General features: G+C 66.3%; 15 protein-coding genes. 6 read left to right on the top strand and 9 right to left on the bottom strand.

All coding sequences use genetic code 11. From position 1 onward, the window contains the following. Positions 1–29 precede the first annotated feature (29 nt). The 3 genes from AC07X6_RS02290 (at position 30) to AC07X6_RS02280 (ending at position 3,553) form a co-directional block, all read left to right on the top strand. Positions 30–1,835, top strand: coding sequence for a PHA/PHB synthase family protein (locus tag AC07X6_RS02290; RefSeq protein WP_494789959.1), 1,806 nt, complete (start codon positions 30–32; stop codon positions 1,833–1,835). A 31-nt stretch (positions 1,836–1,866) separates the two neighbouring features. Continuing rightward, the gene (locus tag AC07X6_RS02285) at positions 1,867–2,712 is read left to right on the top strand and encodes a universal stress protein (RefSeq protein ID WP_494789958.1); all 846 of its coding nucleotides are present in this window, start codon (positions 1,867–1,869) and stop codon (positions 2,710–2,712) included. Between the two features lie 142 nt (positions 2,713–2,854). Then, positions 2,855–3,553 (top strand): alpha/beta hydrolase, encoded by a 699-nt coding sequence (locus AC07X6_RS02280; RefSeq protein WP_494789957.1) that lies wholly within the window; start codon positions 2,855–2,857, stop codon positions 3,551–3,553. A 214-nt stretch (positions 3,554–3,767) separates the two neighbouring features. Here AC07X6_RS02280 and AC07X6_RS02275 read toward each other — a convergent pair whose 3' ends face one another. Continuing rightward, a complete protein-coding gene (locus tag AC07X6_RS02275; RefSeq protein ID WP_230538267.1) occupies positions 3,768–4,754 on the bottom strand; it encodes a magnesium and cobalt transport protein CorA in 987 nt (328 codons plus the stop codon). Between the two features lie 184 nt (positions 4,755–4,938). On the opposite strand from AC07X6_RS02275, the gene AC07X6_RS02270 reads away from it, so the two are divergent. From AC07X6_RS02270 to AC07X6_RS02260, 3 genes are all read left to right on the top strand, one after another. Continuing rightward, positions 4,939–5,466: a sigma-70 family RNA polymerase sigma factor gene (locus tag AC07X6_RS02270; protein WP_230538268.1), complete on the top strand. Its 528-nt coding sequence runs from the start codon at positions 4,939–4,941 to the stop codon at positions 5,464–5,466. Then, positions 5,445–6,419 carry a FecR domain-containing protein gene (locus AC07X6_RS02265; protein WP_494789956.1) on the top strand — a complete coding sequence of 325 codons (975 nt, stop codon included), beginning with the start codon at positions 5,445–5,447 and terminating at the stop codon, positions 6,417–6,419. Before AC07X6_RS02270 ends, AC07X6_RS02265 begins: the two co-directional genes overlap by 22 nt. A 61-nt stretch (positions 6,420–6,480) precedes the next feature. Beyond that, a complete protein-coding gene (locus AC07X6_RS02260; protein WP_494789955.1) occupies positions 6,481–8,895 on the top strand; it encodes a TonB-dependent siderophore receptor in 2,415 nt (804 codons plus the stop codon). A gap of 60 nt (positions 8,896–8,955) precedes the next feature. Here AC07X6_RS02260 and AC07X6_RS02255 read toward each other — a convergent pair whose 3' ends face one another. From AC07X6_RS02255 to paoC, 8 genes are all read right to left on the bottom strand, one after another. Beyond that, the gene (locus tag AC07X6_RS02255; RefSeq protein ID WP_494789954.1) at positions 8,956–10,506 is read right to left on the bottom strand and encodes a hypothetical protein; all 1,551 of its coding nucleotides are present in this window, start codon (positions 10,504–10,506) and stop codon (positions 8,956–8,958) included. A gap of 210 nt (positions 10,507–10,716) precedes the next feature. After that, positions 10,717–13,110 carry a TonB-dependent siderophore receptor gene (locus AC07X6_RS02250; protein WP_494789953.1) on the bottom strand — a complete coding sequence of 798 codons (2,394 nt, stop codon included), beginning with the start codon at positions 13,108–13,110 and terminating at the stop codon, positions 10,717–10,719. A 94-nt stretch (positions 13,111–13,204) separates the two neighbouring features. Further along, positions 13,205–14,179, bottom strand: a complete 975-nt coding sequence (locus AC07X6_RS02245) for a FecR family protein (protein ID WP_494789952.1) — start codon at positions 14,177–14,179, stop codon at positions 13,205–13,207. Beyond that, complete coding sequence (locus AC07X6_RS02240; RefSeq protein ID WP_230538273.1) at positions 14,176–14,691, bottom strand: sigma-70 family RNA polymerase sigma factor; 516 nt, start codon at positions 14,689–14,691, stop codon at positions 14,176–14,178. The genes AC07X6_RS02245 and AC07X6_RS02240 overlap by 4 nt, the downstream gene beginning before the upstream one ends. A gap of 153 nt (positions 14,692–14,844) precedes the next feature. Further along, positions 14,845–17,361 (bottom strand): ATP-binding protein, encoded by a 2,517-nt coding sequence (locus AC07X6_RS02235; RefSeq protein WP_494789951.1) that lies wholly within the window; start codon positions 17,359–17,361, stop codon positions 14,845–14,847. A gap of 10 nt (positions 17,362–17,371) precedes the next feature. Continuing rightward, entirely contained in the window at positions 17,372–18,391 is a 1,020-nt protein-coding gene (locus tag AC07X6_RS02230) for an ABC transporter substrate-binding protein (protein ID WP_494789950.1), read from the bottom strand. Then, positions 18,388–20,025 (bottom strand): response regulator, encoded by a 1,638-nt coding sequence (locus AC07X6_RS02225; RefSeq protein ID WP_494789949.1) that lies wholly within the window; start codon positions 20,023–20,025, stop codon positions 18,388–18,390. The genes AC07X6_RS02230 and AC07X6_RS02225 overlap by 4 nt, the downstream gene beginning before the upstream one ends. A gap of 122 nt (positions 20,026–20,147) precedes the next feature. Then, positions 20,148–22,346: an aldehyde oxidoreductase molybdenum-binding subunit PaoC gene (gene paoC, locus AC07X6_RS02220; RefSeq protein ID WP_494789948.1), complete on the bottom strand. Its 2,199-nt coding sequence runs from the start codon at positions 22,344–22,346 to the stop codon at positions 20,148–20,150. Position 22,347: the final 1 nt, after the last annotated feature.

Genomic DNA, 22,347 nt, shown 5'->3' with positions numbered 1-22,347 from the left:
ATCCTGTAAAAAAATGACAGGAGTCCTGGATGAGCAAGACGGAGCCGAGCAAGGCGGAGCACAACGTGGAACATGAGCGCCTGGGCAGCGCCTGGCAAGGCGTGCCGGTGCCCGACTATCCGGAAAACGCGCCCGAGGGCGCCACCCTGGATCTGCTGCTGAACGCCTGGCTGGGCAAGTTTACGGGCGGTATTTCGCCAGCCGCGCTGGGCAACGCCTATGCCGACTGGCTCAGCCACCTGGCGCTGGCGCCATCGAAACAGCAAGCGCTGCTGCAGGAAGCGTGGAAAAAGATCGGCCGCTGGCAACAGTACGCCATGCAAGCTGCGCTGCCGGGTGCGCCCTTCGGGCCGCCATGCATCGCGCCGCTGCCGCAGGACCGCCGCTTCGAGGACGCGGCCTGGCAGCGCTGGCCCTACAACCTGGTCTACCAGGGCTTCTTGCTGCAGCAGCAGTGGTGGCACCGTGCCACCACGGGCGTGCGCGGCGTGGCGCCGCACCACGAAGATGTGGTCACGTTTACCGTGCGCCAGTGGCTCGACATGCTGGCGCCGTCGAACTTCCTGCTGACCAATCCCGTGGTGCAGCAGGCAACCCTGGAAAGCGGCGGCGCCAACCTGGCGCGCGGCATGGCCCACGCGGCCGAGGACTGGCAGCGCGCCGCCATGGGCGTGCATGCGCCAGACCAGCGCACCTATCAGGTGGGCGTCAACGTGGCCGCCACGCCGGGCAAGGTGGTCTACCGCAACGACTTGATCGAATTGATCCAGTACGCTCCCGCGACCGCCACGGTGCATGCCACGCCGCTGCTGTTCGTGCCCGCCTGGATCATGAAGTTCTATATTCTCGACCTGTCGCCGCACAATTCGCTGGTGCGCTACCTGGTGCAGCAAGGCCACACGGTGTTCATGATTTCCTGGAAAAACCCCACCGAGGAAGACCGCGAGCTGTCGCTGGAAGACTACCGCCAGCTGGGCGTGATGGACGCGCTCGACGCCGTTGCCCGCCTCACGGGCGCGCCGCAGGTGCACGCGGCCGGCTACTGCCTGGGCGGCACCCTGCTGGCGATCGCCGCCGCCACGATGGCGCGCGACGGCGACACGCGTCTGGCCAGCCTCACCATGCTCGCCTCGCAGGTCGATTTCAAGGAACCGGGCGAACTGTCGCTGTTCATCGACGACAGCCAGGTCAGCTTCCTGGAAGCGGCCATGTGGAAGCAGGGCTACCTCGATACGAAGCAGATGGCGGGCGCCTTCCAGCTGCTGCGTTCGAACGACCTGATCTGGTCGCGCCGGCTGCGCCACTACCTGCTGGGACTCGACGAGCAGGACAGCGACCTGATGGCCTGGAATGCGGACGCCACGCGCATGCCCTGCCGCATGCACTCGGAATACCTGCGCCGCCTGTTCCTGCACAACGACCTGGCCGAAGGGCGCTACCGCACGGCGGGCCGCCACATCGCCCTGCCCGACATCGACGCGCCCATCTTCGCCGTCGGCACCCTGACGGATCACGTGGCGCCGTGGCGCTCCGTGTACAAGCTGCAGCTGCTGACCGACACGGACGTCACCTTCCTGCTCACCTCGGGCGGCCACAACGCGGGCGTGGTCTCGCCGCCGGGCCAGCCGCGCCGCAGCTACCAGCTGGCCACGCACCGCCACGACGCGCCCTACATCGACGCGGACAGCTGGCAGCGCGACGTGCCGCACCATGAGGGCTCGTGGTGGCCGGCCTGGCAAGCCTGGCTGGCAGAACGCGCGGGCGCGCAGGCGGCGCCGCCGGCCATGGGGGCTGCCCTGGGCGACGCGCCGGGCAGCTACGTGCTGCAGACCTGAGAACCGACAACCGACAACCGAGGAAAACGCCATGCCCTACACTACCCTGCTGGTCCACGTAGACAATTCCCGCCACTGCGCCCAGCGCATCCGCCTGGCCGTGCGCCTGGCCATCGCCGAAGGCGCCCACCTGATCGGTTCGGCCATGAGCGGCATTTCGCGCTACGCGTATGGCGGCGGCGTCAACGCGCTGCAGTTTGCGCCGGCGCAAATGCAGGCGCTGCGCACCCAGGCCAGCGACGCACTGCACGACTTCGAGCGCATCGCCCGCGAGGAAGGCCTGGGCACCTATGAAACGCGCTTCGTCGACGACGACGCGCAAGGCGCGCTGCTGCTGCAGGCGCGCTATTGCGACTTGCTGATCGTGGGCCAGACGGACGCGCAGGACACGCCCTCGCGCGTCATCGCCGGCACGGCCGAATACCTGATGCTCCATTGCGGCCGCCCCGTGCTGATGGTGCCGCATGCGCCCGCCGCTGTCCCGCCGCAGACGGGCCAGCATCCGCTGCTGGCCTGGAACGGCAGCGCCGAAGCGCTGCGCGCCATCACCGATGCGCTGCCGCTGCTGCAGCGCGCGCGGCAAGTCACCCTGGCCGTCGTCAATTCGCACGCCCAGCCGGCCGCGCACGGCGAGCAGCCGGGCGCCGACCTGGCCCTGTACCTGGCGCGGCACGGCGTCAACGTCGAGGTGCTGCAACATGACACGCCGCCGGGCCAGGACGTGGGCGCGGCCCTGCAGGCCATGGCGACGCAGCGGCGCTGCGACCTGGTCGTGATGGGCTGCTACGGCCACATGCGCCTGCGCGAAGCGCTGCTGGGCGGCGTCACGCGCACGGTGCTGCAGGAGACGACCTTGCCGGTGCTGGTGTCGCACTAGCGCAGCCATGCGCCGGGAAAAATAAAGCGGCGCTGGCGGCGGCGCCGGAAGGTCTACAATGGTTGCGCAGCCGTCCGCCGCGCGCTTACTCTTCTGCAGCTGCGCGGTCTTTGCCGTTTCCCCTACATCAAGGAGTATCCGCATGAGCCAGCAAGCCACCATCGTCCTCGTCCACGGTTTCTGGGGCGGCGCCGCCCACTGGAGCCGCGTCATCGTCGAATTGCGCCGGCAGGGCCACACGGCCATCCGCGCCGTCGAACTGCCCTTGACCTCGCTGGCCGACGATGCCGAGCGCACGCGCAAGATGGTGGCGCAGGTGAACGGCCCGGTGTTGTTGGTAGGACACTCCTATGGCGGCGCCGTCATCAGCGTGGCCGGCAATGCGCCGAATGTGGCGGGCCTCGTGTACATCGCCGCCTTCGCTCCCGACGCGGGCGAAAGCCCGGGCAGCATCACGCAGGAACATCCGCCGCTGGGCGCGGCCAGCCTGGAAGGCGACAGCGACGGCTATCTGTGGGTCAAGCCCGAGCAATACCATGACAGCTTTTGCCAGGACCTCGACGCGGAAGAAGGCGCCGTGCTGGGCGTGATCCAGAAGGCGCCGCTGGCCAGCACCTTCGGCGATACCGTCAGCGACCCGGCCTGGAAGCATAAACCCAGCTGGTACCAGGTTTCCAGCGCCGACCGCATGATTTCCCCCGTCAACCAGGAGCGCATGGCCGCGCGCCTGCAAGCGCGCAAAGTCATCACGCTCAACGCCAGCCACGCCTCACTGGCCTCGCGTCCCGTGGAGGTGGCGGCGCTGATCCTCGAGGCGGCTGCGGCGGTGCTGGTGAAATAGGCAAAAAGAAGGCTCCCGGGTTACAGGAGCCTTGTGGCGCCGGACAGGCAATGTACGCCCGCCGGCGGCTGTGGGGTACAGCGCCGGCCGGACACGCCATCCACGCCAAGGAGGTTCAGTCACCTGCCATCATGCGCATTCACTGAGACAGTTTCATCGTAGCAGCTAATTGCACGGCAAAACTCTCCAATGTTTGCATGGCGGCAGCCAGCCGCTACAGCCAGCCTTCGCGCTTCAAACGCCGGTGCAGCCAGTAGCAGCCGGCGATGATGACGACGATCACGGCCGGATAGCTGCCGCGCCACTTCAGTTCCGGCATGAATTCGAAATTCATGCCGTACAGGCTGAAGACCATGGTGGGCACGGCCAGGATGGCGGCCCAGGCGGCCAGGCGCTTGACCACTTCGTTCTGGCGGATCGAAATCTGCCCCAGCGCCACCTGCATGGCCGAATTGACCAGTTCGCGCATCTGCCCCGCCGTGTGCGTGACGCGTTTGACGTGGTCGAGGATGTCACGGTAATAGATGCGGTTTTCCTTGGGCACGATATCGCCATGGAAACGGATCAGCTGGGTGCAAATGTCGTGCAGCGGGTTGACGGCGGCATCGAGTTTCAGCAGCTCCGTCTTGAGCTGGTAGAAATCCTGCAGCTTGTCCTCGCTCAGACTGGGCTTGAACAGCTGCAGTTCATAGTGCTGAAACTTCGCCTGCAAATGGTCGATGCAGGGCTGGTACTGGTCGACGATGAAGTCGATGATGGAATACAGCACGTAACCGGGGCCGCTGGCCAGTTTCTCGGGCACGCTTTCCTTGCGTTCGCGCAACTTCGCATAGCCGGCCGAGGCGCCGTGGCGCACCGTGATGATGAAACGGGGGCCGAGAAAGACGTGGGTTTCGCCGTAGACGATGGCATCGCCGTCCAGGGTGGCCGTATGCATCACCATGAACAGCGTGTCGCCGTATTCTTCCAGCTTGGGCCGCTCGTGCGCGCCCTGCGCATCCTCGACGGCCAGTTCGTGCAGGCCGAAGGCCGCTTGCAGCGCGTGCATGGCCGTGACGTCGGGGCTGGCCAGGCCGATCCAGACGAAACAATCGGGGTCGCCGAGGAAGTCGCCCACCTTGTCGATGTCGAAATGGGCGATCTTCCTGCCGTCGCGATATGCTTCGCAATTGACGACGGCGGCGTGGGTACTCAGGTCCATGGTGATTTTCGGCGAATGGCGGCAATATTGGGGGGCCAGTATAGCGGAAATGCCATGCTGGCCATGTCAATGGCGCTGCCGCATTGACTTTCAGGCACGTCAATGTAAAATGAGAACCATTCGCATTTAAGAAGGGCCTGCATGCGCCAGCGGCACGGGACTTCCGCGCCAACTGGAGTGTGCCGTGACGTATGCCGTATCCCCTGCCGCCGATCCTCAAGGCCCGTCTTCATTGAGCCAGCTGTACGGCGAGCACCATCCCTGGCTGCTGCGCTGGCTGCGCGGCAAATTGTCCTGCACCGATCACGCGGCCGACCTGGCGCAGGATACCTTCGTCAAGCTGCTGGCCACGCCATCGGAGCGCGCCGTCACCCTGCGCGAGCCGCGCGCCTACCTGACCACCGTGGCGCGCCGCCTGCTGATCGACCATTACCGCCGCCAGTCGCTGGAGCAAGCCTGGCTGGCCACCCTGGCGCAGCTGCCCGCGCCCGCCGCGCCATCGGCCGAAGAGCGTTTGCTGATCCTGGAAACCCTGCACCAGATCGACGCCATGCTCGACGGCCTGGGCGCGAAGGTGCGCACGGCCTTTTTGCTGTCGCAGCTGGAAGGCCTGGCGTATGCGGACATCGCCGCGCGCCTGAACATCAGCGAGCGCACCGTCAAGCGCTACATGGTGCAGGCGTTCGAACAGTGCATCCTGCTGCTGGCATGAGCACGGCCATCGATGCGCGCGCCGCGCGCGAAGCGGCGCACTGGATGATGCGCCTGCAGGGCGGCGAACTGGACGCCGCCGCGCAGCAGGCCCTGGCCCGCTGGCGCGCCGCCCACCCCGACCATGAAACGGCCTGGCGGCGCGCCGAGCAGGTCTGCCGCACCTTCGGCATGCTGCCCCCGCCGCTGGCCATGCCAGTGCTCGACCGCCCGGCCGGTGCGCCGCGCCGCGCCGCCCTGAAAACCCTGGCCCTGCTGATCGCCGCCGGGCCAGGCGGCTGGGCCATGCTGAAGCTGGCGCCATGGCAGGCGTGGACGGCCGAACTGCGCACGGCGACGGGCGAAATCCGCCATGTGCCCCTGGCCGACGGCAGCGCCCTGAGCCTGAACACGGCCAGTGCCGCCGACATCGCCTTCAGCGCATCCCTGCGCCTGGTGCACTTGCGCGCCGGAGAGATTCACGTGGCAACCAGCCCCGATGCCCTCGGGCGGCCGTTCGTCGTACGCACCAGCAACGGCAGCATCCGCGCCCTCGGCACGCGCTTCACGGTACGCCAGGAAGACAGCCTGCTGGGCGCGCGCACCTACGTGGCCGTCTCGCAGGGCGCCGTCGAAGTGCGGCCCGCCGAGGGCAGCCCCGTCCTTCTGCAGGCGGGCTGGCAAGCCAGTTTCGACGCGGACGCCGCCAGCGCGCCGCGGCCGCTGGCGCCGCATGCGTCCGCGTGGACCAAGGGATTGCTGTACGCGGACGACACGCCGCTGGCCGACGTGCTGGCGCAACTGAGCCGCTACCGCCACGGCGTGGTGCGCTGCGACCCTGCCGTGGCGCGGCTGCGCGTGTCGGGCGTGTACCAATTGCATGATACGGATCAACTATTATCACTATTACAAGCATCGCTGCCCATCCGCGTGCAGCGCCACAGCCGCTGGTGGATTTCCGTCGGCCCCGCATAAATATTCTTAAAAAAATGTCCCTTTCGCGCATGTGCCCCGTCAATCCACACAGGACCAACACATGAACGAAGGGAAACAAGCAATGAAGCACTATCGCAACACCAGCATCACTCTCGCCCTGCTGGGCAGCCTGGCCCTGGCGCCGCTCGCGCAGGCGCAGCGGCAAGATGCGCCCGCGCGCCACTACCAGGTGGCAGCCGGCCCGCTGGGCACGGCCCTGTCCGCGTTTGCGGCCGAGGCGGGCGTCAGCATTTCCGGCGCCGCCAGCCTGTACGCGGGCTTGCACAGCCGGGGCTTGAGCGGCAATTACCAGGTGGCCGACGGCTTTGCCCGCCTGCTCGATGGCAGCGGCCTGATTGCCGTCGACCAGGGCGGCGGCCACTACGCCGTGCGCAGGCTGCCGTCCGCCGCCGAGGCAACCACCCTGCCCGGCATCGCCGTGCGCGCCACGGCCGAGCGCAGCACCAGCACGGAAGGGACAAATTCGTACACGACGCCGGCCACGGCCAGCGCCACCGGACTGGTGCTGTCCCTGCGCGAGACGCCGCAATCGGTCAGCGTCATCACGCGCCAGCGCATGGATGACCAGGACTTGCTGACGGTGCGCGACGTGCTGCGCAATACACCCGGCATCGCCGTCAACCAGTTCGACACGGAGCGCAGCACCTTTTCCGCGCGCGGCTTCGACGTCGACAATTTCCAGTACGACGGCGTGCCCACCACGTATAAGGTCCAGTATTCGGGCGGCGAATCGGAAATGGATTCGCTGATCTACGACCGCGTGGAAGTGACGCGGGGCGCCACGGGCTTGCTGACGGGCGCCGGCTACCCGTCCGCCTCGATCAACCTGGTGCGCAAGCGGGCCAGCGCCAGGCAGTTCGAAGGGCAATGGTCGCTGGCGGCCGGTTCCTGGAGCGACTACCGTGGCACCGTCGACCTGGCCGCGCCGCTGAACGCGGACGGCTCCGTGCGCGGCAGGATCGCCGGCGCCTGGCAGGACCGCAAGTCGTTTACCAATGGCTATTCGAACCAGCGCCAGCTCGTCTACGCCACCGCCGAGGCGGACCTGGCGCCCGGCAGCGTCGTCATGGTGGGCGCCAGCTACCAGAAGAACGACCCGAAAGGCAGCAACTGGGGCGGCTTCCCCCTGTGGTACAGCGACGGTTCGCGCACCGATTTCGACCGTTCCGTCACCACGGCGCCCCGCTGGGCCGCCTGGGCCACCGAGCAGACCAACGTGCACGCCACCTTGGAACACGCGCTGGGCCAGGGCTGGAAGGCGCAGGCGCAAGCCATGTACAGCAAGCACACGGAAGACACGCCGCTGCTCTTCCTGGCCGAGCGGCCCGACCGCATCACGGGCCTGGGCATGCTGGGCTACCCGAACCGCTACATCGGCTCGCGCGACCAGAGCAGCGCCGACCTGAAGCTGTCGGGGCCATTTACCCTGGGCGGACGCGAACATGAAGTCATCGTCGGCGCCAATTACACGGTGCAGCACGCGCAATTCAGCGTCAAGGAAGCGCTCGATCCCGAACCGATCGGCAATTTCCTCGCCTGGGACGGCAGCTACCCGCAGCCGGCCTGGGGCGAGCCCGTATTGTCGGAAAAATACACGACGAAGCAATATGGCGCCTACGGCGCGGCGCGCCTGAACCTGGCCGAGAACACCAAACTGATCGTCGGCGGACGCCTGAGCCGCTGGGACAAGGACCGCATCGGCTTTGACGGCAGCGCCCGCTTTGCCTTCGCCAAGAGCAAGTTCGTGCCGTATGCGGGCCTGGTGGTGGACCTGAACGACACGTATTCCGCGTATGCCAGCTACACGGACATCTTCCGCCCGCAGGAAAACCAGGACCGCGCAGGCGCCTGGCTGGACCCGCTGACGGGACAAAGCATGGAAGTGGGCATGAAGGGAGAATGGGCTGGCGGCCAGGCCAACGGCTCCATCGGCCTCTTCGAGATCAAGCAGGACAAGCTGGCCCAGCCGGACGGTGCGCACCGGATCCCCGGCACCACCACGCAGGCGTATTACGCGGCGCGCGGCGCCACCAGCCGTGGCATCGAGGGGGAATTGTCGGGCCGCCTGGCGCCGGGCTGGAACGTGACGGCCAGCGCCAGCCACTTCCGCGCCAAGGACCGCGAGCAGCAGGACATCAACACCCTGTCGCCCCGCTCGACGGCGCGCCTGTTCACCACCTGGAAGGTACGACCCGACCTCACCGTGGGCGGCGGCGTCAACTGGCAAAGCAAGTTCTACTTCGACGACGCGGGCCCGAACGGCAAGGAAAGAGTGACGCAAGAAGCCTACAGCACGGTCAGCCTGATGGCCACGTACCAGCTGTCGCGCCAGCTGACGGCCCAGCTGAACGTGGAAAACCTGCTCGACAAGAAGTACATCAACATCAACACCTATGCGCAAGGCACGTATGGCGCGCCGCGCAGTGTGCGAGGGACGTTGACGTACCGGTTCTGATGTAGCAGTCCGTCGTTGGCGTGCGCGCAGGGCGGGCACTGGTAGCAACACGATTCGTGCCTATCGGAGCCCGTCCACGTGCGCGGTCGCGTATTTCACGTGCAACTCAACGTTAAAAATCGGCATATCGCAGCGTTTCCAATCAGATGAATGCATGCGAATATCAGCTATACATGGCCCCGCCAGGAGCGGAACATGCTCAGCTTCTGCATTCAATCGTCCTTCCGACACGATCTTGATATTGTCGTCAGGCATTATCTTCCGGATTGCATTCGCAATCACCCGGGCGCGTAACTGCGCCTGCTGCAGAAACTTATTGCCATCTTTATCCTTGGGAAGGATCACATCCTTGCCAACACCTTGCACCAGCACCAAAATACTGCGCGGAACACCGGCGCCGCGCACTGTCAGGACGGCGTCGTGCAGCCGCTCCAGCATATCCGCATTCAACTCGTCACCACGCGATGCCAATCCCAGCTCATGCGTCAGGTCGAAACACATATCGATCGCCGGACGGCTGGTAATGACACGCAATGACGCCGATTCAAAACGGAGGGAAGTTTCTCTTCGCACCACATGTTCCGTGCCGAAGATCGTCGATCGATCCGGCCCTCGCAGGCTGAAGCTCACAAGAGAGGTAGTGCCTATGCCTGTCCACAATACATCCGCACCGTGCAATAGCAATCGCCCCTCTGCAGTGCGGCGACAATCCAGAATGGGCCTGCCGATCAATTCGCTGGCGCGTTCAATCGCGCCCAATTCCGCCTCAGCTACCTCGATACTGACATTCGGGCTGCGAATACCCATGGCATTGAAAGCCATCTGCGACAATCTGGTGGGGCCAGCGTAAAGAAGTACGATGGCAAGGGGCAAGAAGAAGAAAAAAGCATATTGCCACCAAACGATGGAACGTCTGGATTGAGGAGTAACCGCATCTGGCTGCTCGCTTGACGTTACCGCAATCAGCATCAGCAAGGTGAAAAATCCAGCCAAGAAGCAGCCAATTAATAACAAGGTAAAAACCATCAGGCCTTTGACGAGAACAAGACTCAACATCACGATGAACACGACAAGGGAAAATGATACTGGAAAGACGCCACGCAGCGGACTTGGCAGCTTATTGAGTGGAGTCCTGCTATTTCTCGTCGCTCCCTTGCGAAACTGACGTATTTTTCTTGGAATCCAACGAAAACAGGGCCACCAGCGAGAAGTCGGAAGGGCAGCTATTTCCTGGATACATCGCCATGGAGGAAAAGGCGATAATTCCCTACGCCTGAACCGGCATTTACCTCTTATGTAGCTGACAAGCGGCAGCAACCATAAAGCAGAAAAAGTTCCATAAATCCAGAGTATTCCATATATGAAACTGAAGGCCAACGCAATAAATACAAACAAAATCACCTCCCCTGGCGCCAAGGCGGAAGGGAAAAACTGAATTGAAAACAAATATGAAAAGACGACGATAGCACCGAGGGCAAGGGCTATCTTGTAGGCCAATGATGCCAGGTGATTGACATTCTCCAAGCGTGCGGCATTGGCATCGTTTCTCTGTGGCACCTCAACTGGCGTTGGCGCTTCTGTCGACGGGGAGGATTGATTTCCGGATGACATACCCCTCCCCCCGTTGACATAATTGACCACGACACCGCACAAAGGACGTTGCACAGGCGTATAGAGATCTAAAAATCAGACCTCCAGTTTGCAAAATAATTCACGCCTCACTAAAAATAGCAGCACGCCACTGTTTAGCGCATGGATAGACGATGCAACGCCCCTGCAGCCCTGCCCCATTCCCCTGCCGCATCCCGACGGCAACTGTTATCAATAGCGGTAATTCAGGCTCAGCATCGCATTGCGCGGGTCGCCGTAACTGACTCTGCGGCCCGTGCTGATACCATAGTAAGCGCGGTCGGTCAGGTTGTTGAGGTTGAACGACAGGGCCAGGCGGCCGGATAGCTGGTAGCGTGCCATGGCATCGAACACGGCATACGAGCCCTGGTGCACGGTGGTCATGCCGCCGCGCACGGCCCGCGTGTTTTGCCAGGTGTGCGATTGCCAGCGCGCGCCGCCCCCCACCGTCAGGCGCGGCATCGGCTGCCAGGTGCTGTACAGGCTGAGCTGGTCTTCGGGCGCCAGGGTATTGACCTTGCCGCCCGCGTCGCGCGCCACCTTGTGCGTGTAGCCGGCCTGCAGCTGCCAGCCCGGCATCAGCTGGCCCGCCACTTCCAGTTCCACGCCGCGCGAACGCACGCCATCGATGGCGCGGTAGGCATCCATGCCCGTCACCTTGTTCACGGCATCGACGGACTCGGCGAAGTTGTCCTGGCGCACCTCGAAAGCGGCCGCGCTGGCGTTCAGGCGGCCGTTGAGGAACACGCCCTTTACGCCCGCCTCGATATTCTTGCCCAGCACGGGGTCCAGGGTCTTGTTGTCGACATCGCGGCTGTTTTGCGGACTGAAGATGTCGCTATAGCTGGCAAACGCCGTCAAATTCGGCGCGAAGTCCCAGGTCAGGCCCGCATACGGCGTGAAGATGGACGACTCGTCGATGTCGGCCGTGGGGTTGACGTAGGACGACAGGCGACCGCCCAGAATCACGTGCACGCCCTGCGGCAGCGAGAAGCGGCCCGTCGCGTACACGGCCTTCTGGCGGATGACTTCGCGCGCCGTGTCCAGCACCCACGTTGGCTCCGGCACCTCGCCCCGGTAGGTATAGATATTGTCGACCTTGATGAAGGAATACGGGCTGAAGACGTCGTCCGACTGCTTGCGGTAGGCGTTCGCGCCCACCACCAGTTCATGCGTGCGGCCCAGCAAGGTGAACGGGCCCTTCGCGTACACGTCCAGGCCATTGCTGGTGGCGTCGCTGTTGTACTGGCGCGCCGTGATGGCCGTGCCGCTGCCGTCCGCCTTCGGGAAGCTGTCGAGGTAGGCGACGGGCGCGTACAGGGCATTGGCCTGGTGGATCAGGCGCAGATTGGCCATCCAGCCGTTGTCGAAACTGTGTTCGAGCGAGGCGAAGACGGATTTGGCTTCCGTCTGCTGCGTGCTCCAGGTGGGCGCGCCGTTGAACGAACGGGGCATGGTGAAGCGCTTGCCTTCCGCGTCGAACAGGGGCGCGCCGCCCCAGTCGCTATTGCGCGGCACCGTGTGCTGGTAGTCGGCGCCCACGGTCAGCAGGGTGCGCGGCGACAGGTCCGCTTCCACGGTGCCATACGCGAGTTCTGAACGGCGCTGGTAGCGGTCGACGAAGGAGTGCTTGTCCTGGTACGAAGCCACGGCGCGCGCGCGCACGCTGCCGCTGGCGTTCAGGGGACCGCCCACGTCCGCCATGGCACGGTAATTGCTCCACGATCCGGCCGACAGGTCGGCCAGCGCGCGCAATTCGCGCGTGGGTTTCTTGCGGATCAGGTTGACGGTGGCGCCCGGCGTGCCGGCCCCGCTCATCAGCGCATTCGCGCCCTTCAGCACCTCGACCCGGTCGTACAGGTCCATATTGGCCAGCGATTCGCCCAGGTTCAGCGAGGCGTCGCGCGTCCACGGCAAGCCGTCATAGCTGAAATTGTCGAGCGAAAAGCCGCGCGCATAATAAATCGTGCGCTCGCTGTCGATGTGCTGCACGTACACGCCCGGCGTGTGATTGAGCACCTCGCTCAGCTGCACCAGGCCGAAATCGTCCATCTGCTGGCGCGTCACCACGCTGACCGCGTGCGGCGTCTCGCGCGGCGACAGCACCAGGCGGTTCGCCGTGCTGACGGCGCCCGTCGTGTAGGAACCCGTGTCCTCCGTCACCTGGCCCAGGTAATTGGTGGTGACGACCACTTCCGGCATGGTCGCTTCAAGCCGGACGGCGGCCTGCGGCGCGGCTGGCGCGGCGCTTTGCACAGCGCCTTGCACGGTATACACGCCGCTATCCGTCTTCAGCAGGGCCAGCGGCGTGCCCTGCAAGGCGCGGCGCAGCGCCTGTTCCGCCGTGAAATCGCCCTGCACGGGGGCGGCGCTGACGCCGCGCGCCAGTTCCGCATCGATGGAAATGCGCACGCCGCCACGGCTGGCAATGGCGATCAGGCTGGCATTGAGCGGCTGGGCCGGCACGTCGAAGCGGGTGGCGGCCGGCGCGGCTTGCACCGATGGCGTCTGCGCCAGGGCGGCAGGAACGGTGAAGGAAAGTAACATTACGGCCAGGGGAATCTGGCGCATCAACAATGGTGGCATGCTGGGACTCTATCTTGATGGTGAAGGAAAAGTGGGGCTACACCAGGTATGAGTCGCGGCGCGCCAAAAGTGACAGTGCCGGCGCAAAAAAATGTCAGCTTGTCTTCAGGTCGAGCCCCGTCCACCAGCCGCCAGGCCCCTGGCGCAAGGTCACGGGCAGGGTTTCGGCCAGCGCCAGCAGGGTGGCGCCGCTGTCGTCGAGCGAATAATTGCCGGACACGCGCAGCGCCGCCGCCTGCGCCGTGACGTCGATGTAGCCGTGGCGGTACGGGCGCAAGGCGGCCACCACGTCGTCCAGCCGCTCATCGACAGCCACCAGCATGCCCTGCTCCCACGCCGTCGCCTGCCCTGCCGCCATGCCTGGCAGCAGCATCAAGCGATCCGCGTCGAAGCGCGCCGCCTGGCCCTGGCGCAGCACGCGCGCCAGGCCTTTGCCGGCCGGACGCACGTCGAGATCACCCTGCACGGCCAGCGCCACGGTGCCGCGCGCTTCGCGCCGCAGCATCAGCTCGCCGCCCAGCGCCGTCACCGTGCCGTGCGCGCTGCGCAGCACGAATGGCGCATTGGCAGCAGGCGCCACGCGCGCCAGCAACTGGCCCTGGCGCAAGACGACCTGCCGGTGTTCATGCGTGACATCCGTATCGGCCGAAGAGCGGGCGTCCAGGGTCAGCACGCTGCCGTCGGCCAGCGTGTAGCGGCCCCGCCTGGCCGTGGCCGTATGCAGGTCCGCGCTCCAGTCCGGCAAGAACGGGCTGCCGCGCAGCAGCCAGGCGCCACCGAACGCCGCGCCCGCCAGGCACAGCACGCCCTGCAGCCATTGGCGCCGCTGGTCATCGTGCCGGGCGGCGCGCGCCAGGGTGTGGCCGACGGCCGCCGCCCCGCCCGCCGCCTGCAGCGGCCCGATGCTGTGCTCGACGGCCTGCCCCAGCATCTGCCACGCGGCCGCATGGCGCGCATCGGCGGCCAGCCAGCGGGCGAAGGCCTGGTGCTGTCCTTCGTCCGCCTCGCCCGAACTGAGTTCGACCAGCCAGCCGATGGCGGCATCCTGTACCGCGGGGGACATGCTCATGCCGCCTGCGCCGCCAGGCAGCAGCGCAAGCCCTGCGCCATGTACTGGCGCACCATGCTGGCCGACACGCCCAGGCGGGCGGCGATCTGCGCATACGTGAGGCCGTCGAGCTGGCTCATCAGAAAAGCGCTGCGCGCCTTGGCGGACAGGGTATCGAGCGCGCGCGACAGCCGTTCCAGCGCTTCGAGCAGCACGGCGCGTTCCTCCGGCGACGGCTGGACGGCATCGGGCAGCAGCGCCAGGGTTTCCAGGTACGCCTGCTCGATATCGCGCCGCCGCCACTGCTGCAGCAAGATGCTTTTCGCTACCGTCGTCAGGTAGGCGCGCGGCTCGCGGATGGCGGACAATCTTCCCGCATGCAGCACGCGCACAAAGGTTTCCGACACCACATCCTCTGCTTCCGCCCGGTTACGCAAGCGCAACAGCAAGCGCTGCAGCAGCCAGCCCTGGTGGCCCGTAAACAGGCTGGCGGCCAGGGTGGCGTCATTCGAGGGGCAAGAAAAGGCAGACAAGAGCGGACCCGGCAACATAAATGATAATGATTCTCATTATATGACAGGCACTGGAAGATGTCGCGCAATTTTGCGATGCTTGTCAACCGCTGGCAACGCCACCCATCGTACGCAGGTGGCTGGTCTTCGAGCGATGATGGAGGCCGCAGGCGGCTACGTGGTCGAGATGACGGTATTGAGGGCGCGCCGCAGTTCTTTCAGCCGGGGCGGTTTGCCCAGCACGCAGTTGACGTGTTCGGGATAATCGCTGTCGGCCGCCAGGCGCTGGCCCCAGCCCGTGAGCATGATGATGGGCGTGGCGGGCGAGCACTGGCGCACTGCGCTGGCCACCTTGCGCCCGTCCACGTGGGGCATGCCCAGGTCCGTGATGACCACGGCGAAGTATTCGTGCCGCTCGCATGCGGCGCGGAAGCAGTCGATACCGGCCTGGCCGCCGTCGGCGGACACCACCTCGTGGCCATCGATTTCCAGGATGTCGCGCAGGGACTTGAGCACCATCGGGTCGTCGTCCACCACCAGGATGCGCAGGCGCGGCGGCACGGCGTGGGCCGCGTCGGGCGCTTGCTCAGCCGCGTCCACCGCGCAGGCGGGAAACGCCAGGCGCACCGCCGTGCCCTGCCCCGGCGCCGTGACGATGTCGATGCTGGCGCCATGGCGCTCCATCATGCCGTACACCATGGCCAGGCCCAGGCCCGTGCCGCGCTCGCCCTTGGTGGTGAAAAACGGCTCCAGGCAGCGGCGGCGCGTATTCTCGTCCATGCCGACGCCCGTGTCGCCCACCTCGATGCGCACCTGCCGCGCCGCCTCGCCCGCTGCACCGGCGCAGCTGGTGCGCACGCTCAGGGTGCCGCCTTCCGGCATGGCGTCGACGGCGTTGAAGACCAGGTTCGTCAGCGCCTCGCGGATTTCACCCACGCTGCCGGGCAGCATGGGCAAGCCGTCCTCCAGCTCCGTGCGCAGGGCGATGACGATGCCGCGCTGCTGCGGCATGTCGCTCCAGCGCGCCCGCGTCAGGTCCAGCACCTGCTGCACCACCAGGTTGGCGTCGATGGGCGACAGCGCCAGCTGCGGTTCGCGCTGGCGGTAGAATTCGCGCATGCGCGCCACCGTGGCGGCCACGTCGTCGATGGCGCGCTCGATCACTTCCAGGCAATGCCGGCCCTGCGGACTGAGATTGGTTTCCGTCTCCAGCAGCGATTCCGTGTACAGGGCCACGGGCGAAATGGCATTATTGATATCGTGCGCGATGCCGCTGGCCATCTGCCCCAGCGCGCGCAGGCGTTCCTGCTGCATCACCGACTGCTGCGTCTGGCGCAAGTCGTCATACGCGCGCTGCAGCGCGCCGTAGAGCTGCGCCTGGTTGGCGGCCAGCGCCACGTGCTCGCTCAGCTGGCTGAGGAATTCGCATTCGCCGCTGGTAAAGCTGTGCGCGGCGCGGCGCGCCACGATGAGGATGCCGAAGACCGTGTTTTCGGCCAGCAGCGGCGCCATGACGAGGGCGCGCAGCCCCCCTTGCGCCAGCCGCTGCGGAAACGGAAATGCCACTTCGCCGATGTCCGCTTCATACACGAGCTTGCCGCGCACGCAGCTCGACAGGCCATTTTCGTCGATGGGAATGTGCGCCTGCTCGCCCATCATGAACGACAGCGCCAGCGCCTCGCTGCGCACGCCCACGCACGTCACCTGCAGCGCGTGTTCGGACGGCCGGTACAGGCAGATGCAGCTGAAATCGATGGGCAGCTGCTCTTCCAGGCTGCGCACCACCACCTGGAAGATGCTGCGCAAGTCCTGCCGTTCGCCGATCGAGCGCGTGATCTGCTGCAGCAGGTTCAGGCGCTCGAGCTGTTCATGCACCTTGCGCTCGGCCAGCTGGCGCTCGGCGATCTGCGTTTCCAGGGCGGCATTCGTCTGCGCCAGCTCGTCGCGCGAGACGGTGGTGCGCCGCAGCTTGTCCGTCATGCCGTCGAAGGCGCGCGCCAGGTCGCCGATTTCATTCTTTGTGTGCACGCCGAGTGCAAAATCGAGCTTGCCGGCGCCGACGATCAGGGTGCCCTGGCGCAGCTTCTCCAGCGGTCCCGTGACGCTGGTCATGGTGAAGTAGATCAAACCGGCCACCAGCGCGATGATCACGCCGCCAAACAGCATCACGGCCACATTCGCCCGCTGCTGCGCCGCCAGCACCCCTTGCCGGCTCAATTCGGACAAGCGCATCGCGTCGGCGATCATGCCCTGCACCTTGCCCATGATCTGGCCGGACAGGCGCGATTCCAGCTCGCCCAGCACCTCGCGCCGCTGCGGGTCCTGCCCCAGCTCGCGGTGATTCGCCACAAACAGCTGGAACAAAGCGCCCACGCCGGCCAGGTCGCCCTGCAATTCGCGCAGCAGCGCGCGCTCCTCGCCGGTGCTGAAGGCGGGCGTAGCCAGCAGCCCCGTGGCCAGCGACTCGCTGCGCAGCTGCCACTGGGCCCGCGTGCGCGCGCCATGGTGCAGCGCATACTCGATCGACAGATAGCGCAGCGAAGTGACGGCTTGCAGGATATCGGCTGCCGCCTTGTTCTTCGCCAGCTCGCGCTGCATCGCCATGGTGGTGGAAAACAGCACGGCGACGATGATGGCCACGAGCGCCACGCAAAACAGTTGGGCCAGCTTGAAGCGCGTCACGATTTTCACGGTGGCCTTCTCAATGAATGACCGTCACGGCCGATGGCGCCACGGCTTCCAGGCCGTCCAGGTAGACGGCGTCGAGGAAGTTCGGCATCTCGCCGCTGCCGGCCAGGCGGTTCTTGATGGCCCAGCGCGCCTCGTCTTCCAGCGCCAGCAGCAAGCGCTGGTCGAGCACGATATCAAACTGATAACCACGCCAGGCCGCCTGCAGGCGCGCCGCCTCGCCGGCCGAGGCCCTGGAAAACAGGCTGCGCGCGGCATCGGGCTCATCCTGGCAAAAGCGCGCGCCGGCGATCAGCGCGCGCAGCACCTTGCGCATCGTGGCCGGGTGGCTGCGCACATAGGCGCCCGTGCCGGCCACGTTGAACAGGCCCGCATACACGTCCTCTCCATAGAAGAGGGCCGCCTTGCCCGCGATGGCCTGCGTCATCGCCGTCAAGAACGGTTCCCAGCCGGCCGCCGCGTCGACCTCGCCCCGCGCCAGCGCCCCGGCCAGCTGCTCCGGCGCGTAGTTCTGCAAGGTAACTTCCCCGGGCAGCAGCTTCTGGCGGTTCAAAAAAGCATCGAGCGTGAACTGGCCGGAGGTGCCCAGGGTCACGCCGATGCGTTTGCCCTTCAGGCTGGCGGGCGTGGACACGCCGCGGTCCAGGCGCCCCACGATACCGTGGTCGCGCTCGGCCTCGAAGATGCTGGCGATGATGACGACGGACTGGTTCTGCAGGCTGGCCAGCACCACGGGAATGTCGGACACCGTGCCCAGGTCGGCCTTGCCCTGCAGCACGGCTTCCAGCGACGCCTTGCCCGACGAATACGGCTGCAGCAGCGCGTCGATGCCCTCGCGCGCGAAATAGCCCTGCCCGCGCGCGGCCAGCACGGGGCAGCTGCCCACGTACTCCCCATTCACGGCCAGGCGCAGCACTTCCACGGGGCCGGGCGGCGCGGGACGGGCAACGAGCCGCCAGAGCGCCGCGGCGGCCAGCGCCAGCAACAGCGCGATGCCCGCCAGCCAGACCGCCCGGCGCGCCGGGGCGTTCATGCGCTGCGCTGCGCCGTGGCCGATTCCAGCGCGCTGTTGATGGCCTCGGAAAACGCCGTCACGTCGATCGGCTTGGTCAGATAGCGGTAAAAGCCGGCGGCCAGCCCCTGGCGGACATCGCCCGGCCCGGCCACGGCCGTCAGGGCGATGACGGGGATATGCGCCGTGCGGGCATCGGCGCGCAGCAGCTGCATCACTTGCGTGCCGCTGATGTCGGGCAGGTCGCTATCCATCAGGATCAGCTGCGGCACGTGGCGGCGCGCCAGCTCCAGGCCCGCCTGCCCGTCGCCGGCCGACAGCAGGTCGAGGTCGGGGCGAAAATGGATCAGGCCCGCCACCAGGGTCACATTCAGGGGATTGTCTTCCACGTACAACACTGTCTTGCGTTCCGGCAACGGCAGCGCTTCGGCCGGACGGGGGAACACGGGCAGGCGCGCACTTTCCGGCAGCGCCTGGCGCGCCGGGCAACTGGCGATATCGAGCCAGAAGGTGCTGCCGCGCCCGGGCGTGCTGGCCACGCCCAGGGTCGCCTGCATGGCTTCGGCCAGGCGCTTGCTGACCACCAGCCCCAGGCCCGTGCCCTCCTCGTCGCGCGCATCGCGTCCCAGGCGGTTGAAGGGCTGGAACAGCGCCTCCAGCTGCGCGGCGCTCAGCCCGCCGCCCGTGTCGCGCACGGACAGGCGCAGCTGGTGCGCATCGGCGGGCTGGCAATCGACGTGGATCTCGCCCTGTTCGCGGTTGTACTTGACGGCGTTCGACAGCAGGTTGAGCAGCACCTGCTTGAGCCGCGTGCGGTCGGCCAGCACGTGCATGCTGCCCGCCTCGACGAACGTCAGGGTGATGCCGCGCTTGCGCGCCAGCGGTTCCATCATTTGCCAGCATTCGTGGTAGATGCCCGCCAGGCCCACGGACTCCATCGACAGCGACAGATTGCCCGACTCGATTTTGGCGATGTCGAGGATATCGTTGATCAGGGTCAACAAGTGCCGGCCCGCGCCGAAGATGTGCGAGGCAAAGGTTTTCTTTTCCTGCACCGTCGAGGGGATGGAATCGGACATCAGCATCTGCGAAAAGCCCAGGATGGCGTTGAGCGGCGTGCGCAGCTCGTGGCTCATGCTGGCCAGGAAATTGGTCTTTTCCTGGTTCGCCCGCTCGGCCACCTCGCGCGCCAGCTGCAGATCCTGGTTCATGGCGTTAAGTTCGGCCGTGTGCTGGCGCAGCAGCGTTTCCAGGCGCGCATTGGCGATGCGCAGGCGGCGCGTCTCCAGCGCCCGCGCCAGTATCAGCAGGATGCCCGAGACCTTGAACGGCTTGACGACATAATCGAGCGCGCCCGCCTGCATCGCCTGCACGGCCGAGGCGATCGTGCCTTCGCCCGTCATGATGATGCAGGCCAGGTCCGGGTCGATCCGGCGCGCCGCCTCCACCACGGCGATGCCGTTCATGCCCGGCATCATCAGGTCGACCAGCAGCAGGTCGAACGATTCGACGGCCAGCAGCGACAGCGCGGCCTCGCCCGAAGCGAGCCCCGTCGTGTCGTAGGCCTGGCCGCGCAGGGTGTCGCACAGCGCGCGCACGTGCGCCAGCTCGTCATCGACTATCAGTATCCGCGGCGGCATTGACGAGCTGTTCATGCATTCTCCTGGCGGCATGACCTTGCGGGCCGGGAACTCGCCCCGCAACATGCGTTCCGAGCATAGCACCTGGAAATTACCAAAAATACACGCTTTGTCACGCGCCCGCCGGCGCCGGGGTGCTAAGCCATCACGGGCAGCCCCCGCAGCAGCTTGTCCAGGGTCACGGGATAGTCGCGCACCCTCACCCCGGTGGCGTTGTAGACGGCATTGGCGATGGCCGCCGCCACGCCGCAGATGCCCAGCTCGCCCACGCCCTTGGCCTTCATGGGCGAGGACATGGGATCCGTTTCGTCCAGGAAGATGACGTCCTGGTGCGGGATATCGGCGTGCACGGGCACTTCGTAGCCGGCCAGGTCGTGGTTGACGAAAAAGCCGCGGCGGCGGTCGACCGCCAGTTCCTCCATCAGGGCCGCGCCCACGCCCATGGTCATGGCGCCGATCACCTGGCTGCGCGCCGCTTTCGGGTTCAGAATGCGGCCGGCCGCGCACACGGCCAGCATGCGCCGCACGCGCACTTCGCCCGTGTCGCCGTCCACGCCCACCTCGACGAAATGCGCGCCGAACGTCGATTGCTGGAATTTTTTATCGAGATCGCCATATTCCATGCGGTCTTCCGCGACGACGTCGCCATGGTAGGCGGCGGCAACGAGCGGCACGCTGCGCTCGCCCTCACTCACTTGCCCATCGGAAAAGCGCGCTTGATTTTCGTCAAAGCCCAGCTTCGCCGCGATGGCCTGGCGCAGGCGCACGCAAGCCGCGTAGACGCCGGCCGTGGCGCTGTTGCCGCCCCACTGCCCGCCCGAACCGGCCGAGACGGGAAAATCCGAGTCGCCCAGGCGCACGACGACACGGTTCAAGGTCACGCCCAGCATTTCCGCCGCCGTCTGCGCAATGATGGTATAGCTGCCCGTGCCGATGTCCGTCATGTCGGTCTCCACGGTGACGATGCCGTTGCCGTCGAGGCGCACCCTGGCGGCGGACTGCATGACGAGGTTGTTGCGGAAGGCGGCCGCCACGCCCATGCCCACCAGCCAGCGGCCGTCGCGCCGCGCGCCGGGCCGGCTGTGCCGCTCCTTCCAGCCGAATTCCACGGCGCCCGTGCGCAGGCAATCGATCAGGCGGCGCTGGGAAAACGGCCGGCCCGGCTTTTCCGGGTCCACTTTCGTGTCGTTCAGGATGCGCAAGACGATGGGGTCCATGTTCAATTTCTCCGCCAGTTCGTCCATGGCGATTTCCAGCGCCATCAGCCCCGGCGCCTCGCCCGGCGCGCGCATGGCATTGCCTTCCGGCAAGTCGAGCACGGCCAGGCGCATGGCCGTCATGCGGTTGGCGCCCGCGTACAGCAGGCGCGTCTGCATCACGGCCGTTTCCGGCTGGCCCCCTTTCAAGTCGCCCGACCACGATTCATGGCCGATGGCCGTGATCTTGCCGTCGCGCGTGGCGCCCAGGCGCAGGCGCTGGATGGTGGCGGGCCGGTGCGTCGTGTTGTTGAACATCAACGGCCGCGTTAGGGCCACCTTGACGGGGCGCTGCGCCGCCCGCGCGCCCAGCGCCGCCAGCAAGGCTTCCGCGCGCACGAACAGCTTGCCGCCGAAACCGCCGCCGATGTAGGGCGAGACGATGCGCACCTTGTCTTTCGGCAGCCCCAGGGTGCGGGCCAGGTCGCCCCGGCCCCAGTCCACCATCTGGTTCGCCGTCCAGACCGTCAATTTATCGCCCTCCCACGCGGCAATCGAAGCGTGCGGCTCCATCATGGCGTGCGACTGGTCAGGCGTCGTGTAGGTCGCGTCCAGGCGCACGGGGGCAGCAGCAAAGGCGCCGGCGAAATTGCCCGTCTTGCTGTCGGGCTTGCCGTCCTTCGGCTTGGCAGCGCTGCCTTTGGCCTTGGCCAGGTCGAAGGCGCCCGGCTGCGCGATATACTTGACATCGAGCAACTGCGCGGCCGAACGGGCTTGCTCGAAGGTGTCCGCCACCACCAGCGCGATGGCCTGGTGATAATGCTCGATGTCCGGGCCACCGAGCAGCTTCGCCGTGTTCATCTTGCCTTTTGTTAATTTCCCGGCCGATTCCGCCGTCACCACGGCCAGCACGCCGGGCGCCCGGCGCGCCGCGCCCGTGTCGATGGACGCGATGCGCCCCCTGGCGATGGGCGCGCCGACGACGTAACCGTAGGCGGCGTGCGGCGCGGCCTTGTTCTGTTCATACGCGTACGGCGCCGTGCCCGTGGTTTTCAGGGGGCCGTCGATGCGGTCCGTGGGACGGCCCACGACTTTCAGCTGGTCGATGGGATTGGTGGTCGCAGGTGTCGTGAATTTCATG

The organism is Janthinobacterium sp. GW460-12-1-14-LB5 (assembly GCF_059423585.1).
Note: the sequence above shows the minus strand (reverse complement) of the source record. Positions and strands in the feature narration are given on the sequence as shown.